This is a genomic window from Nonomuraea sp. 3-1Str (genome assembly GCF_031570565.1).
Classification (GTDB): Bacteria; Actinomycetota; Actinomycetes; order Streptosporangiales; family Streptosporangiaceae; genus Nonomuraea.
Window position 1 is genome coordinate 63749 of sequence record NZ_JALHBK010000001.1, and the last position, 13835, is coordinate 77583.

Below are 13835 nucleotides of genomic sequence, written 5' to 3' on the forward strand. Positions count from 1 at the left end.
GCGGTCCCGGTCCGCACCGACGCTCCACAACGAGAGACCCCGGTCCGCCGCGAGGCGGGCCGGGGTTTTCCATGCGCCGGATGACGGACGCGGGTGACGGGCGCGGACTGCGGGCGCGCCGCCGGGCGTGTCGCCGTGGCCTGAGGCGGCCCGCGCCCGCTCAGGAGCCGGGGCCGTCCAGAAGCCGGGGGCTGCCCAGGAGCCGGGGGCCGCTCAGGAGTCGGTGGCGTCGAACTTGTAGCCGAGCCCCCGCACCGTCAGGATGCAGCGCGGGTTGGACGGGTCCGCCTCGATCTTCGCGCGCAGCCGCTTGACGTGCACGTCCAGGGTCTTGGTGTCGCCCACGTAGTCGGCGCCCCAGACCCGGTCGATGAGCTGTCCGCGCGTCAGCACGCGGCCGGCGTTGCGCAGCAGCACCTCCAGCAGCTCGAACTCCTTCAGCGGAAGCTGCACCTGCTCGCCCCGCACCGCGACGACGTGCCGGTCGACGTCCATGCGGACCGGGCCGACCGCGAGGACCGCGGTCTCCAGCTCCTCCACGGGGTCGCCCTGCCGACGCAGGACGGCGCGGATGCGCGCCACGAGCTCCCGCGAGGAGAACGGCTTGGTGACGTAGTCGTCGGCGCCCAGCTCCAGGCCCACGACCTTGTCGATCTCGCTGTCCTTGGCCGTCAGCATGATGACCGGCACCTTGGAGCGCTGCCGCAGCGAGCGGCACACCTCGGTGCCGGGCAGGCCGGGCAGCATGAGGTCCAGCAGCACCAGGTCGGCGCCGTTGCGGTCGAACGTCTCGAGCGCCTCGGGGCCGGTCGCCGCGATGGAGACCTCGAACCCCTCCTTGCGCAGCATGTAGGACAGCGCGTCGGAGAAGGACTCCTCGTCCTCCACCACCAGTACTCGGGTCATCGGGCCGCCTCCAGGGGGTTAGCGGTTGGTACGGGCACTGCCGTGCCGCCGAAGGCGGGCAGCCGCAGCGTGAACGTGGAGCCGGAGCCTTCCTTGCTCCAGACCGAGACCTCGCCGGCGTGCGCCGCGGCGACGTGCTTGACGATCGCCAGGCCGAGGCCGGTGCCGCCGGTCGCGCGCGACCTGGCCGCGTCGACGCGGAAGAAGCGCTCGAAGATGCGCTCCAGCGACTCCTCGGGGATGCCGATGCCCTGGTCGCTGACGCTGATCTCGACCGAGTCGCCGGCCGGTCTGACGCTGACGACCACGCGGGTGTGCTCGGGGCTGTAGGCGATGGCGTTGTCGATGAGGTTGCGCAGGGCGGTGACGAGCAGCTCGTCGTCGCCCCAGGCGCGCAGCCCCTCGGCGCCGCCGGTGACGAGGGTGATGTCCTTGGCGCTGGCGCGGGTGTTGCAGTGGTCGATGGCGTCGTGCACGGCCTCGTCGACGACCACCTGGCCGGGGGTGGGGATGGGCTCGGCGCCCTGGATGCGGCTCAGCGTGATGAGGTCCTGGACGAGGTAGGTGAGCCGGGCCGCCTCGTGCTGCATGCGGCCGGCGAACCGGGTGACCGCCACCGGGTCGTCGGCGGCGTCCTGGACGGTCTCGGCGAGCAGGCTCAGAGCCCCCACGGGGGTCTTGAGCTCGTGGCTGACGTTGGCGACGAAGTCGCGGCGCACGGCCTCGACCCGGCGCCGCTCGGTCTGGTCCTCGGCGAGCACCAGCACCTGGCCGTAGGAGCCGAGAGGCGCCACACGGACCGCGAAGCTGGTGGTCTCCTGGCCGAACTTGTGGCCGGCCACGTCGATCTCGGTCTCCCGGATCTCACCGTCCCTGCGTACCTGCCGGGCCAGGGCGAGCAGCTCGGCGGCCATCAGCCTGTCGCCCTTGACCAGCCCGAACGCGCGCGCGGCGGAGCTGGCGCGCAGCACCCGGTCGTGCGCGTCGAGGACGACGGCCGAGGAGGGCAGGACGGCCAGCACCGACGCCACGCCCTGCGGCAGCGCGCCCGGGTCGGGCGCCTCAGGCTCGGCGGCTCGACGCGGCGCCTCGATCTGGTTGCGATAGAACAAGATCGCGAAGGCCCCCACGACGAAGCCCGCCAGGGCCGCGAAGCTCATGGCCATCTCACTCATGCCTTCGATGGTAGGCGGCCGACTTCCGGCGACAGACCTTCCACCTGGGCATGAACACCGCTTTCCCGGAAAGTTCATCTGACGGTAGGGGTTCGTTCATCAACGCGCACATACGGTGACGGCATGCGCGACGCGTACCATGAGGAACTTGACTCCCTGACTGACAAGCTCGTCGAGATGACCAGGCTTGTCCGCTCGGCCATCTCCCGGGCCACGACCGCCCTGCTGGACTCCGACCTCCAGCTCGCGGAGAGCGTCATCTCCCGCGACCAGGAGGTGAACGCCATCTTCGAGGACGTCGAGGCGTCGATCTTCGAGCTGATGGCCCGCCAGCAACCGGTCGCGGTGGACCTCCGGATGGTCATCACCGCGCTGCGCATGGGCACCGACCTGGAGCGCATGGGCGACCTGGCGGTTCATGTGGCCAAGGTGGCGCGGCTGCGCCACCCCGAGTCGGCCATCCCGGCCGAGGCGCGCTCCACGATCGTGGAGATGGGGCAGATCGCCGAGAGCCTGGTCACCAAGGCCGGGAGCTGCATCGCCTCCCGCGACGTCGACGCGGCGCTGGAGCTGGACCAGGACGACGACGCCATGGACAGGCTGCACCGCAGGTTGTTCCGGACGATCCTGGCCAAGGACTGGGCGCACGGCGTGGAGCCGGCGATCGACATCACGCTCATCGGCCGTTACTACGAGAGGTACGCCGACCACGCGGTGCGCGTCGCGGGGGCCGTGGTCTACCTGGTGACGGGCTCGCGTCCGGCCTGAGCCCATCCGCTGGAGTGCCGGCCCGCCGAGCGGGCCGGCACCTTTTTTCTGCGGTGAGCCGGTCTCAGCGGCCCTGGTTTTCTACGGTGAGCCGGTGTCAGCGGCCCTGGTTGGCGACGGCCGTGATGGCCGCCGCGGCCGCGTCGGGGTCGAGGTACTCGCCGCCCCGGCGCAGCGGCCGGAACGACTCGTCCAGCTCGTAGCGCAGCGGGATGCCGGTGGGGATGTTGAGGCCGGCGATCTCCTCGTCGCCGATGCCGTCGAGGTGCTTGACCAGCGCGCGCAGGGAGTTGCCGTGCGCGGCCACGAGCACCGTGCGGCCGGCCGCCAGGTCGGGGACGATCGCGTCGTACCAGTACGGCAGCATCCGGTCCACGACGTCCTTCAGGCACTCCGTGCGGGGCATGAGCTCCGGCGGCAGCAGCGCGTAGCGGGGGTCGCCGGCCTGGGAGTACTCGTCGCCGTCGGCGATCGGGGGCGGCGGCACGTCGTAGGAGCGGCGCCACAGCATGAACTGCTCCTCGCCGAACTCCTCGCGCGTCTGCGCCTTGTTCTTGCCCTGCAGGGCGCCGTAGTGGCGCTCGTTGAGCCGCCAGGAGCGGCGCACCGGCAGCCAGAGGAGGTCGGCCTCGCCGAGCGCGAACTGGGCCGTCTGGATGGCCCTGGTCAGCAGGCTGGTGTGGACCACGTCGGGCCGCAGCCCGGCCTCCACCAGCAGCCTGCCGCCCCGGCGGGCCTCGTCCTCGCCCTTGGCCGACAGGCTGACGTCCACCCAGCCGGTGAACAGGCCCTTAGCGTTCCAGTCGCTCTCGCCGTGCCGCAGCAGCACCAAAGTCGCCATGCCGCCAATCCTAGGGGCCCCCGACAGAACCCCACCGGGTCAGGTCCGCACTCGGTCCGGGTCGGCGAATCGGGCGAACGCCTGGAGGTTGGCCAGCGACTCCCCCCGCCTGGCCCGCCACTCCCACTCGCGCCGGATCGACGAGGCGAAGCCCAGCTCCAGCGCCCGGTCGAACCAGTCGTCGGAGTAGGTCAGCACGCAGCCGAGGACGCGGTCCACCTCCTCCTCGCTGACGGCCGTGAGCGGCACCCGGCCCACGAGGTAGACGTCGCCCACGGGGTCGACGGAGAAGTGCACGCCGTACATGCCGCCGTTGCGGCCGAGGAGCCACTTGTAGAACTCGGCGTGGTTCTCGTCGGGCTGGCGGCAGAAGAACGCCTCGACGTGCAGCGCCTGCTCGCCGACGATCAGCCAGGTCATGGTGGCCAGCTTGTGCTGGCCGGGCAGCTTCACCAGGAAGGCTCCGGGCCGGGGCTCGTCGTAGGAGACGTCCGCGGCCTTGAGCGCGGCTTCGACGACATCGCGCATGCCGTACACCCTACGAGTTGACGGCCAGGGGCACCGAGTGGAGATGGCCGACGGCTTCGGCGTAGACGTCCCTGAGGCGGGAGCCGGTGGCCTGCCAGCCGAAGGCGGCGGCGTGCGTGCGCGCGCCCGCCGACAGGCCCTCGCGCCAGCGCGGCGAGGTCAGGAAGCGGCGCAGGGTGCGCGCCCACTCGTGGGAGTCGTGGCCGTCCACGAGGACGCCGGACACCCCGTCGCGTACGGCCGTGCGCAGCCCGCCGACGGCCGCCGCCGCGACGGGCGTGCCGCATGCCTGCGACTCCAGCGCGACCAGCCCGAACGACTCGCTGTAGGAGGGCACGACCGTGACGTCGGCGGCGCGGTACCAGTCGGCCAGCTCCTGCTGCGGCGCGGGCGGCACGAGCCGCACCACGTCGGCGATGCCCAGCTCGGCGGCCAGCTCGGTGAGGATCGAGGGCCTGGCCAGGCCGTTGCCGGAGGGGCCGCCCACGCAGGCGACGACGAGGCGCTCGCGCAGCGACGGGTCCTCGATGAGCATGCGGGAGGCGGCGCGCAGCAGCACGTCGGGGGCCTTCAGCGGCTGGATGCGGCCGACGAACAGCAGGATGTGGGCGTCCTGCGGCAGGCCGAGCCGGTGGCGGGAGGCGCCCTTGGAGGCGGGCTGGAAGACGGTGAGGTTGACGCCGGGGTTCACGACGGCGACCCGGTCCTCGGGGGCGCCGTACAGCTCGATGAGCTCGTGGGCCTCGTCCGCGGTGTTGGCGACGAGGCGGTCGGCGATGTCCACGACCTGCTGCTCGCCGACGACGCGGGCCTGCGGCTCCGGCTTGTCGCCGCGGGCCAGCAGGCGGTTCTTGACCTTGGCCATGGTGTGCATGGTGTGGACGAGGGGCACGCCCCAGCGCTCCTTGGCCAGCCAGCCGACCTGGCCCGACAGCCAGTAGTGGGAGTGGATGACGTCGTAGCGGCCCGGGTCGTACATGGCCTCGGTGCGCAGGACGCCGGACAGGAACGCGCAGAGCTGGGCCGGCATGTCGGCCCGGTCGAGCTCCTCGTACGGGCCCGCGGTGAGGTGGCGGACGAGGACGCCCGGGGCGAGCTCGGCCACAGGTGGCAGGTCGCCGGCGGTGGCGCGGGTGAAGATGTCCACCTCCACGCCGAGCTGGGCGAGCCGCTTGGCGGACTCGACGATGTACACGTTCATGCCGCCGGCGTCGCCCGTGCCGGGCTGCTCCAGCGGTGACGTGTGCATGCTGATCGTCGCGACCCGGTTGACCGGCCGTCGCCTCACCCGACATCACCTCCAAAAGCCAAGTAACCATCCGGGTCTTTCCGGCATTCCCGACATGTGGTCACAGCAGGGAGTCGTGAAGGGGGCTGGCAGGATGTGGCCCATGAGGAGAACGGCTGTGGTGACCGGTGCGAGCAGCGGCATCGGCGAGGCGACGGCGCGGCGGCTGGCCGCGGAGGGCTACGACGTCGTGGCGGGCGCCCGGCGGCGCGAGCGGCTGGAGCGGCTGTCCGAAGAGGTGCCCTCCATCAGGCCCGTCACACTCGACGTGACCTCGCAGGAGTCGGTGGACGAGCTGGCCGCCTCGCTGGAGCGCTGCGACGTGCTCGTCAACAACGCCGGCGGCGCCCTCGGCATGGAGAGCGTCGCCGAGGCGCGGCTCGACGACTGGCAGAGCATGTACGACACCAACGTGCTCGGCACGCTGCGCGTGACCCAGGCGCTGCTGCCCAAGCTGGTCGAGTCGGGTGACGGCGTGCTCGTGCTGCTCACCTCGACCGCCGGGCTGACGCCGTACGAGGGCGGCGGCGGGTACGTCGCGGCCAAGCACGCCCAGTCGTCCATGGCCGGCACGCTCCGGCTGGAGCTGGTCGGGCAGCCGGTACGGGTGGTGGAGATCGCTCCCGGCATGGTGCGGACCGAGGGGTTCGCGGTGACCCGGTTCCGTGGCGACGAGGCCGCCGCCTCCCGGGTGTACCAGGGCGTGCCCGACCCGCTGGGCGCGGACGACGTGGCCGACGCGATCGTCTGGTGCGTCACCCGGCCCGCCCACGTCAACATCGACCGGATCGTCATACGTCCCCGCGCGCAGGCCGCCCAGCACAAGGTCCACCGCGTCGGTGGCTAGGCCGGCCGGCTCGGCGGGCAGGCCGGTCGGCTCGATCACCCGGGGCACGACCGGGCAGAACCGGCTGCGGCGGGCCGACCGGTGGATCGCCGCGGCGCACGGCGGCCTGCTCCGCGCCGCCGAGCGGCCCCTGGTCGTGGACCTGGGCTACGGCGCGTCCCACGTGACGACGCTGGAGCTGTTCACGCGGCTGCGCCGGGTGCGGCCCGACGTCGAGGTCACGGGCATCGAGATCGACCCGGCGCGGGTCGCGCTGGCCAAGCCGTACGAGCGGCCGGGGCTGAGCTTCGCGCTCGGCGGGTTCGAGCTGCCCGTGGCGCGCCCGCCGATCCTGGTGCGCGCCTTCAACGTGCTGCGCCAGTACGACGAGACGGAGGCGTGGCACTACTGGGACCTGCTGCGCGGCCGGCTCGCCCCCGGCGGGATCCTGGTGGAGGGCACCTCGTCCGAGGTCGGCCACCGCGCGGTCTGGGCCGGGCTGAGCGCCGAGGGCCCGCGCACGCTGACGCTGTCGGCCCGGTTCGACGCCTTCGAGCGGCCCTCCGACCTGGCCGACCGGCTGCCCAAGACGCTCATCCACCGCAACGTCCCGGGTGAGCGCATCCATGCCTTCCTGCGCGACTTCGACCACGCCTGGGCGGTCTGCGCGCCGTACGGGGTGCACGGGCTGCGGCAGCGGTGGCTGGCGGCGGTGGGCATGCTGAGCCGGACGTGGCCCATCCCGCGCGGTGCGCCGCTGGGCGGGGCGGCGCGGTGGCGGCTGGGCGAGGTCACCCTGCCGTGGCAGGCCGTCGCGCCCGTGACGGGGCCCCGCTGACCGCCTCCGCATGATCCTTGCCGGCGGGTGAGGAGATCGTCGACCGGTGTGCCGGAGGTCTCACGACATCGGATGCGTGCTCGACAGGTCGTAGTACTACGCTGGAGAGTGTGAAGGGTCTCGGCGAGCTGGAACGCAGCATCATGGACATCCTCTGGGCGCAGAGCGGGGCGCTGACCGCCCGCGAGGTGGGCCGGCTCATCGCCGACCGCGACCTCGCCCCCACCACGGTCATGACCGTTCTCGACCGTCTCACCCGCAAGGGGTTCCTTCAGCGCACCCGTGACGGCAGGGCTTGGCGCTACGAACCGGCGGCGACCCGCGACGCGTACGTCGCGGAGCTTATGCTGGAAGCGCTCGACATGACGGGCGACCGCTCGGCCGCCCTCGCCCGCTTCGCCCAGGCCGTGTCCGGCCCGGAGGCGGAGATCCTGCGAAGAGCCCTCACGGAGCTGGAGGACGAGTGACCACGGCAGCGGTGCTGGCAGCGCTCGCCACGGCGTGCGCGCTCGGCTCCTGGCGTTTCACCACGGCCCGCTGGACCTCGCGGGCCCCGAGGACGGCGATCCTCCTCTGGCAGGCCCTGGGCGTGTCCTGGGGCATGGCCACCACCGGCTCGATGCTGGCCTTCGCCGTCCAGCCGTACGGCGAGGGCGTGCTGCACGGGCTGGTCTCCTTCGCCGCCGGCCGGTCCCCGCGCGAGGCGTGGGACCCGCTGCACGTGGTGGCGATGATCGCCGGCCTCACCGCGCTGGCCGTGCTGGTCGCGGTCCTGCTCACCGCGGGCGTGCAGGCGCTGCGGGCCCGCCGCCGGCACCGCACGCTGCTGGCCCTGATCTCCCACGACGACCCGGTGCTGCCCGGCGTCCGCGTGCTCGACCACCCCAGCGCCGCCGCCTACTGCGTGCCGGGCCTGCGCTCGCAGGTGGTCGTCAGCCAGGGCGCGCTGAGCCTGCTGTCGAAGGACGAGATGGCCGCGGTGCTCGCCCACGAGGCGGCCCACGTGCGCGAGCGGCACGACCTGGTGCTGCTGCCGTTCGGTGCGCTGCGCAGGGCGCTGCCCTGGTCGAAGGTCGTCTGCGACGCGCAGGCCCAGGTGGAGCTGCTCATCGAGATGGCCGCCGACGACCGCGCCCGGCGCTACTGCTCGCCGCGCCGGCTCGCGACCGCGCTGCTCAGGTTCGGTACGGCCGGGGCGATGCCGACGCCGAGCGGCATGCTGGGCGTCGGCGCCCAGAACCTCATGGCCCGGGTTGACCGGCTGCTCAAGCCGGTGCCGGAGCTGCCGGCGAGCCTCCGCTACGGCGCCGTCGCGCTGTCCGTGACGTTGGTCACGTCCGCTCCGCTCCTGTGGATCTACCAGCTCTAGTGCTTGCTGGTGTTAGCCACTTCGTTTGCAATTGCAAGCAGGGTGACGCACAATAGAGGCATGGCACTACCGAAGGTCGGTTCGATCGGCGAGTACATCCGCGAGCAGAGGACGCAGGCGAAGATCTCGATGCGTCAGCTCGCCGCGGCGGCGGGGGTCTCCAACCCCTACCTCAGCCAGATCGAGCGCGGCCTGCGCAAGCCGAGCGCGGAGATCCTCAACCAGATCGCCAAGGGCCTGCACATCTCCGCCCAGGCGCTCTACGTGCAGGCCGGCCTCATCGAGGACCGTGAGACCCCGAGCGACGTCGTCACCGCCATCAGGGCCGACACGCATCTCACCGAGCGGCAACGCCAGGTGCTGATTGATATCTATGAGTCGTTCCGCAAGGAGAAGCGCGCCGGAGATGAGCAGACCTCCCAGAAAGCTCATCCCCGGAGCGGCTCCGTCACGGACGACGAGCAGCCGCTGCCGGAGGAGCTTCTCGCCGCTCTTGAGCCCTACGCGGCATCCACCGACAACGGCACCGTCAACCAGGAAACCAAGGAAGGTTAACCCATGACGCTCGCCACCGAGGTCAAGAAGCTCACCGAGTCCAAGCCGTTCTACGCCGTCGCGGGCGTCGGCGACTACGCCGTCGAGAAGCTGCGCGAGCTCCCCGAGCAGCTCCAGAAGCTGCAGGCGCGCCGGCCCGAGCTCGGCAAGGACCTGCCCGAGCTGGCCCGCACCTACGCCGACAAGGCGGAGGGCTTCGCCAAGGAGCTGCCGGAGAAGGCCCGCGGCTACGCCGACCAGCTCACCCAGCGCGCCACCGTGGCCTACGAGGACTTCGCCTCCCGGGGCCGCAAGGCCGTCAGCAAGGTGAGCGGCGAGGCCGCGCTGGAGCTGGAGGAGGTGTCGGAGGCCGCCGAGCCGCCCGTCGCCACCCCGGTCACCCCGGCCCGCAAGACCCGCACCACCCCCAAGGCCAAGTCCTGACGCCTGCCGCCTGAGGCCCGTCCCCGTCACGGGGGGCGGGCCTCTCGCATGCCGTGGCGCCCCGTTCGGGGGCGATGGCCGTCGCGCGGGTGCTCGGCGGGCCGCCCCGGCTATTAGGCTGGGGCCCGATTCATCGCGAGCGTGAGGCGGAGCGCACACATGGACATCGTCAACGGCGGCCTGAACTTCCTCTTCCTGCTGCTCGCCGTCGCCATCCTCGGCATGTCGGCCTACGGGCTGCTGCACGCGCTGCGGGTGCCGCCGGCCGCGTTCGTCGCCGCGGGCAAGCTGAAGAAGAACATCTGGCTGATCATCCTCGCGCTGGCGACGCTGTTCTCGCTGGCGGGCGCGTGGTCGTTCCTCAACGCGTTCCTGCTCGTCGGCGGGCTGCAGTTCATCGGGCTCGGCGCGGTCAGCTTCTTCTCGATCATCGCGGTGATCGCCGCCGTGGTCTACATCGTGGACGTGAAGCCGGCCGTCAAGGGCATGGGCCGCGGCGGCAACAACGGCCCCTACGGACCCTGGTGACCCCGGGCCGTCCGCCTCGGCACGGCTAGCTGCGCAGCGCGCTGGCCAGCCAGCGGGCCAGCATGAGGTGTCCGGCCCGCGTCGGGTGGACGCCGTCGGGCAGCACCACGCCCGACGGGTCGCCGCCGGCCCACCGGCTCCGCAACGGGTCGAGGAACTCCACGCCCTCCTCCCGGGCGACCACGGCCAGGGTGTCGCGCACCCGCAGGGCCTTGAGCGGGACCTTCCCCAGCCAGATGGGGCCGACGACGACGATCCTCGTGGCGGGCCAGTGCTCGCGGGCGTCGCGCACGAGCGTGGTGGCCGCCCGGCCGAGCTGCCCGGTGGTCCAGCGCTGGTCGTTGTGACCGCCGGAGACGACGAGCACGTCGGGGGCCGGGCGCCAGGACAGCTCGTCCTCGTACGACTGCTGGAACGTGCGCCCGGCGCGCCCCCGGTTGAGGAAGCCGGTCCCGCCCGCGCCGGCGACGACCGGCTGCCAGCCGAGCAGGCGGGCGGCCTGGCACGCGTAGGCCCGCCACTGCGGCACCGGGCCGGAGCCGACCGTGAAGCTGTCGCCCACGACCATCATCACCGGCACCGCGCCGGGCTCACGGCGGGGCGGGGGCGCTGGTGCGGGGGCGGAAGCGTCCTCGCGGCGGGACGGGGGCGCGGGGGTGGAAGCGTCCGCGCGGCGCGTGGACGAGGCGCCTGACGACGCCCTGAGCGAGCTGGTGGCGCCCTGCGACTCCGCGGAACTCGCGCATCCCGATATCACTGGACATATCGCCAGGAGCAGCGCGGCCGATGCGGTCAGGGGGGAACGCACCCGGTCGCGCATCGCCACCTCAGGAGCTCTAGGCTGCCGCCATGACCATCGACCTCCATGGACGCACGCGAAGGCTGGAACTGTCCGACCAGAGCCTTCGCGACTTCGAGGCGGTCGTCCTCGAAGCGACGCCCGACGGAATCGTCTTGGACCGGTCGGCATTCTATCCGGGCGGGGGCGGCCAGCCCGCCGATCACGGAGTTCTGCTCTGGCAGGGCGTGGAGACGCGGATCGCCGGCGTGCGCAAGGGCGACGACCTCCAGCTCGTCCCCGCCGAGGGCGACCCGATCCCGCCGGCGGGCACGACCGTCCTGGCGGCCGTGGCCGACGAGCGCCGCTCCGCTCTCATGCGCACCCATTCGGGGCTGCACGTGCTGTGCGGGGTGGTCTTCCGCGACTACGGCTCGCTGGTGACGGGCGGCAACATGGAGCCCGCGATCGTGCCCGAGCGCGGCACGGTCGGCGTGGCCCGCATGGACTTCAACATGCCGGAGGTGCCGCCGGGGTTCCGCGACGCGGTGGAGGCCGCGTGCAACGCCGAGATCCAGGCCGACCGGCGCATCGACGTGCGGGTCCTGCCCCGGGAGGAGGCGTTCGCCATCCCCGACATCATCCGCACCGCGACCAACCTGGTGCCGGAGTCGGTGAGCGACGTCCGGATCGTGGACATCGTCGGGCTGGACACGCAGGCCGACGGCGGCACCCACGTGGCCTCCACCCGGCAGATCGGCAGGTTGCGGGTGGCCAAGATCGAGAGCAAGGGCCGCGGCTTCCGCCGCGTCCGCGTCGAGATCTGCGACTGACCTCCTCCCGCCGCCTCACCGCCCTTCGACGACCCGCGCCAGGCCGTCGAGCAGCGGGCGCAGCCCGAACTCGAAGAGCCGGTCGAGGTCCAGCTCGAAGTCGCCGCCCATGTCCTCGACCACCCGGGTGAACGTGGGATAGCCGCCCAGCGCGGTGAGCGCCGGGTAGGCGGCGTGCTGGTCCATCCACTCGTCGTCGGTCAGGCCGGTGGTGGCCTGCGCCTGCTGCTCCAGCTCCAGGTTGGCCGCGATGCCCTGGACGTAGCTGTAGAGCAGGATGTGCACCTGCATCATCGTGACCGGGTCGAGGCCGCGGCCGTCGAGGGCGGCCAGCGCCCACTCGGTGTGCCGGAGCAGCCCTGCGGAGGGCCGCGGCCGGGTGAGCGAGGTGACCCACGCCAGCCACGGGTGCCGGCGGCAGGCGGCCCACTGCAGGCGCGCGGACACCTCCAGCCGCGCCCGCCAGCCGGGCGGCGGCTCGTCGGGCAGCGGGAACTCCGCGATCACCGCGTCGGTCATCAGCCCGACGAGGTCGTCCTTGCTCCGCACGTGGCGGTAGAGCGACATGGTGGACACGCCGAGCCGCCCGGCGACGCCGCGCATGGAGACGGCGGCCAGCCCCTCGGCGTCGGCCATCTCGACGGCCACGCCGACGACGCGCTCGCGCGTCAGCTCGTGCTCCCCTCCACCGGACCGCCGGGCGGACGGCATCGGGGCCCGCTGGGCGGCTCCCGGCCGCCACGAGGTCACCAGCGTGCCGACGCGCGGCTCCGCCCTGACCACGCCTTCCTGGGCGAGCGCGGTGAGCGCCTTGGCGGCCGTGGCGAGCGCGACGCCCCAGTCCTGGGCGAGCCGCCGGGTGGAGGGCACGCGGTCGCCCTCCTTGAGCTCACCGCGGGCCACGCGGGCCTTCACGTCCTCGACGATCCGCAGGTACGGCGGAGCCGGCATCGAACCTCCAGGTCATAGCTGTACTAGTACAGAATAGCGCATCTTCCTGGTTGTATGCTGTCAAAATACGGCGTACATTGAGCGGCGTACAGCGTCCATACAGTTAAGGGGATCACATGAACACCGTCCTCGTCTCCGGCGCCGGCATCGGCGGCCCCGTCCTCGCGTACTGGCTGGGCCGGCACGGCTTCGACGTGACGATCGTGGAGCGCGCGCCCGCCCCGCGCCGGGGCGGCCAGGCCGTCGACCTCCGGGGCGCCGCCGTCACCGTCGCGGAGCGGATGGGCATCCTGGAGCAGGCTCTCGCCCTGAAGACCGACATGCGCGGCATGTCCATGGTGGACGGCGACGGCAACGAGACCATGCGCACCACCGAGCGCACCGTCAGCGCCGGCCGGCTGGACGGAGACGACATCGAGATCATGCGCGACGACCTCGTCGCCGTCGTCACCGGAGCCGCCCGCGACGCCGAGACGATCTACGGCGACTCGATCACCGCGCTGGAGCAGGACGGCGACGGTGTGGAGGTGACGTTCGAGAGCGGCGGGCGGCGGCGGTTCGGCTACGTCGTCGGGGCCGACGGGCTGCACTCCAACGTGCGCGCGCTGGCGTTCGGCGACGAGTCGCGGTTCGTCGCCCACCTCGGCATGTACGTCTCCATCTACAGCGCGCCGAACTTCCTCGACCTCGACCGCTGGCAGGTCTGGCACCGCGAGGGGGACGCCGGCTACGGCGTCTACAGCGTCCCCGGCAACGCCACGATCCGGGTCAACGCCGGCTTCGGCGCCGGGCCCATCACGTACGACCACCGCGACGTCGACGCGCAGAAGCGGCTGGTCGAGGAGCACTGCTCGGCGCTGCGCTGGGAGACGCCGCGGCTGATGAAGGCCATGTGGGAGGCGGACGACTTCTACTTCGACGCCATGGCGCAGATCCACATGGACCGCTGGTCCACGGGGCGGGTGACGCTGCTGGGCGACGCCGGCTACTGCGCCTCGCCGCTCTCGGGTCAGGGCACCAGCCTGGCCATGGTGGGGGCGTACGTGCTGGCGGAGGAGCTGGGCGCGGACCGGGACGGGGCGTTCGACCGGTACGAGGAGCGGATGCGGCCGTTCGTCCGGCTCAACCAGGAGCTGGCCACGGAGAACCCCGGCGGCCCCGCCTCCGACGAGAGCGTGCGGCGGGCGGCGACGGCCATCTCCCTCGACCGCTGACCCGGTCCCCCTGA

General features: G+C 72.4%; 17 protein-coding genes. 10 read left to right on the forward strand and 7 right to left on the reverse strand.

The window, feature by feature from the left end:
- Positions 1-213: 213 nt before the first annotated feature.
- Both MTP10_RS00360 and MTP10_RS00365 read right to left on the reverse strand, forming a co-directional pair.
- Complete coding sequence (locus MTP10_RS00360; protein WP_310706888.1) at positions 214-906, reverse strand: response regulator transcription factor; 693 nt, start codon at positions 904-906, stop codon at positions 214-216.
- Complete coding sequence (locus MTP10_RS00365) at positions 903-2072, reverse strand: ATP-binding protein (RefSeq protein ID WP_310707513.1); 1170 nt, start codon at positions 2070-2072, stop codon at positions 903-905. The genes MTP10_RS00360 and MTP10_RS00365 overlap by 4 nt, the downstream gene beginning before the upstream one ends.
- Positions 2073-2204: 132 nt before the next feature.
- On the opposite strand from MTP10_RS00365, the gene phoU reads away from it, so the two are divergent.
- A complete protein-coding gene (phoU, locus tag MTP10_RS00370; RefSeq protein WP_310706889.1) occupies positions 2205-2849 on the forward strand; it encodes a phosphate signaling complex protein PhoU in 645 nt (214 codons plus the stop codon).
- Between the two features lie 97 nt (positions 2850-2946).
- Here phoU and MTP10_RS00375 read toward each other — a convergent pair whose 3' ends face one another.
- The 3 genes from MTP10_RS00375 to mshA are packed head-to-tail and all read right to left on the reverse strand — an operon-like array spanning position 2947 to position 5506.
- Positions 2947-3690, reverse strand: a complete 744-nt coding sequence (locus tag MTP10_RS00375; RefSeq protein ID WP_310706890.1) for a phosphoglyceromutase — start codon at positions 3688-3690, stop codon at positions 2947-2949.
- Between the two features lie 39 nt (positions 3691-3729).
- Positions 3730-4218 (reverse strand): YbjN domain-containing protein, encoded by a 489-nt coding sequence (locus MTP10_RS00380; RefSeq protein WP_310706891.1) that lies wholly within the window; start codon positions 4216-4218, stop codon positions 3730-3732.
- Between the two features lie 10 nt (positions 4219-4228).
- A complete protein-coding gene (mshA, locus tag MTP10_RS00385; protein WP_397334405.1) occupies positions 4229-5506 on the reverse strand; it encodes a D-inositol-3-phosphate glycosyltransferase in 1278 nt (425 codons plus the stop codon).
- Between the two features lie 103 nt (positions 5507-5609).
- On the opposite strand from mshA, the gene MTP10_RS00390 reads away from it, so the two are divergent.
- From MTP10_RS00390 to MTP10_RS00420, 7 genes are all read left to right on the forward strand, one after another.
- Positions 5610-6353: an SDR family NAD(P)-dependent oxidoreductase gene (locus tag MTP10_RS00390; RefSeq protein WP_310706892.1), complete on the forward strand. Its 744-nt coding sequence runs from the start codon at positions 5610-5612 to the stop codon at positions 6351-6353.
- Positions 6346-7170 (forward strand): class I SAM-dependent methyltransferase, encoded by an 825-nt coding sequence (locus MTP10_RS00395; RefSeq protein ID WP_310706893.1) that lies wholly within the window; start codon positions 6346-6348, stop codon positions 7168-7170. Before MTP10_RS00390 ends, MTP10_RS00395 begins: the two co-directional genes overlap by 8 nt.
- A gap of 110 nt (positions 7171-7280) precedes the next feature.
- Complete coding sequence (locus MTP10_RS00400) at positions 7281-7637, forward strand: BlaI/MecI/CopY family transcriptional regulator (RefSeq protein ID WP_310706894.1); 357 nt, start codon at positions 7281-7283, stop codon at positions 7635-7637.
- Positions 7634-8539, forward strand: coding sequence for a M56 family metallopeptidase (locus MTP10_RS00405; protein ID WP_310706895.1), 906 nt, complete (start codon positions 7634-7636; stop codon positions 8537-8539). The genes MTP10_RS00400 and MTP10_RS00405 overlap by 4 nt, the downstream gene beginning before the upstream one ends.
- A 60-nt stretch (positions 8540-8599) precedes the next feature.
- Positions 8600-9094, forward strand: a complete 495-nt coding sequence (locus MTP10_RS00410; RefSeq protein WP_310706896.1) for a helix-turn-helix transcriptional regulator — start codon at positions 8600-8602, stop codon at positions 9092-9094.
- 3 nt (positions 9095-9097) lie between these two features.
- Positions 9098-9517: a hypothetical protein gene (locus MTP10_RS00415; protein ID WP_310706897.1), complete on the forward strand. Its 420-nt coding sequence runs from the start codon at positions 9098-9100 to the stop codon at positions 9515-9517.
- A gap of 159 nt (positions 9518-9676) precedes the next feature.
- Positions 9677-10045 carry a DUF2516 family protein gene (locus tag MTP10_RS00420; protein ID WP_310706898.1) on the forward strand — a complete coding sequence of 123 codons (369 nt, stop codon included), beginning with the start codon at positions 9677-9679 and terminating at the stop codon, positions 10043-10045.
- A gap of 25 nt (positions 10046-10070) precedes the next feature.
- On the opposite strand, the gene MTP10_RS00425 is transcribed toward MTP10_RS00420, so the two are convergent.
- Entirely contained in the window at positions 10071-10616 is a 546-nt protein-coding gene (locus tag MTP10_RS00425; RefSeq protein ID WP_310706899.1) for an SGNH/GDSL hydrolase family protein, read from the reverse strand.
- Positions 10617-10894: 278 nt separating this feature from the next.
- Between MTP10_RS00425 and MTP10_RS00430 the strand changes: the two genes are divergently transcribed.
- Complete coding sequence (locus MTP10_RS00430; RefSeq protein ID WP_310706900.1) at positions 10895-11656, forward strand: alanyl-tRNA editing protein; 762 nt, start codon at positions 10895-10897, stop codon at positions 11654-11656.
- A 15-nt stretch (positions 11657-11671) separates the two neighbouring features.
- Here the strand turns inward: MTP10_RS00430 and MTP10_RS00435 are convergent, their stop codons facing one another.
- Positions 11672-12607 carry a TetR/AcrR family transcriptional regulator C-terminal domain-containing protein gene (locus tag MTP10_RS00435; RefSeq protein WP_310706901.1) on the reverse strand — a complete coding sequence of 312 codons (936 nt, stop codon included), beginning with the start codon at positions 12605-12607 and terminating at the stop codon, positions 11672-11674.
- Positions 12608-12723: 116 nt separating this feature from the next.
- Here MTP10_RS00435 and MTP10_RS00440 point away from each other — a divergent pair, with 116 nt between their 5' ends.
- The gene (locus MTP10_RS00440) at positions 12724-13821 is read left to right on the forward strand and encodes an FAD-dependent monooxygenase (protein WP_310706902.1); all 1098 of its coding nucleotides are present in this window, start codon (positions 12724-12726) and stop codon (positions 13819-13821) included.
- Positions 13822-13835: the final 14 nt, after the last annotated feature.

Bases quoted from the DNA above. Each gene is read 5' to 3' on its own strand.
- MTP10_RS00425 (WP_310706899.1), bottom strand. From the start codon at position 10,616: ATGATGGTCGTGGGCGACAGCTTCACGGTCGGCTCCGGCCCGGTGCCG.
- MTP10_RS00365 (WP_310707513.1), bottom strand. From the start codon at position 2,072: ATGGCCATGAGCTTCGCGGCCCTGGCGGGCTTCGTCGTGGGGGCCTTC.
- phoU (WP_310706889.1), top strand. From the start codon at position 2,205: ATGCGCGACGCGTACCATGAGGAACTTGACTCCCTGACTGACAAGCTC.
- MTP10_RS00410 (WP_310706896.1), top strand. From the start codon at position 8,600: ATGGCACTACCGAAGGTCGGTTCGATCGGCGAGTACATCCGCGAGCAG.
- MTP10_RS00420 (WP_310706898.1), top strand. From the start codon at position 9,677: ATGGACATCGTCAACGGCGGCCTGAACTTCCTCTTCCTGCTGCTCGCC.
- MTP10_RS00375 (WP_310706890.1), bottom strand. From the start codon at position 3,690: ATGGCGACTTTGGTGCTGCTGCGGCACGGCGAGAGCGACTGGAACGCT.
- MTP10_RS00435 (WP_310706901.1), bottom strand. From the start codon at position 12,607: ATGCCGGCTCCGCCGTACCTGCGGATCGTCGAGGACGTGAAGGCCCGC.
- MTP10_RS00390 (WP_310706892.1), top strand. From the start codon at position 5,610: ATGAGGAGAACGGCTGTGGTGACCGGTGCGAGCAGCGGCATCGGCGAG.
- MTP10_RS00430 (WP_310706900.1), top strand. From the start codon at position 10,895: ATGACCATCGACCTCCATGGACGCACGCGAAGGCTGGAACTGTCCGAC.
- MTP10_RS00360 (WP_310706888.1), bottom strand. From the start codon at position 906: ATGACCCGAGTACTGGTGGTGGAGGACGAGGAGTCCTTCTCCGACGCG.
- MTP10_RS00440 (WP_310706902.1), top strand. From the start codon at position 12,724: ATGAACACCGTCCTCGTCTCCGGCGCCGGCATCGGCGGCCCCGTCCTC.
- MTP10_RS00380 (WP_310706891.1), bottom strand. From the start codon at position 4,218: ATGCGCGATGTCGTCGAAGCCGCGCTCAAGGCCGCGGACGTCTCCTAC.
- MTP10_RS00415 (WP_310706897.1), top strand. From the start codon at position 9,098: ATGACGCTCGCCACCGAGGTCAAGAAGCTCACCGAGTCCAAGCCGTTC.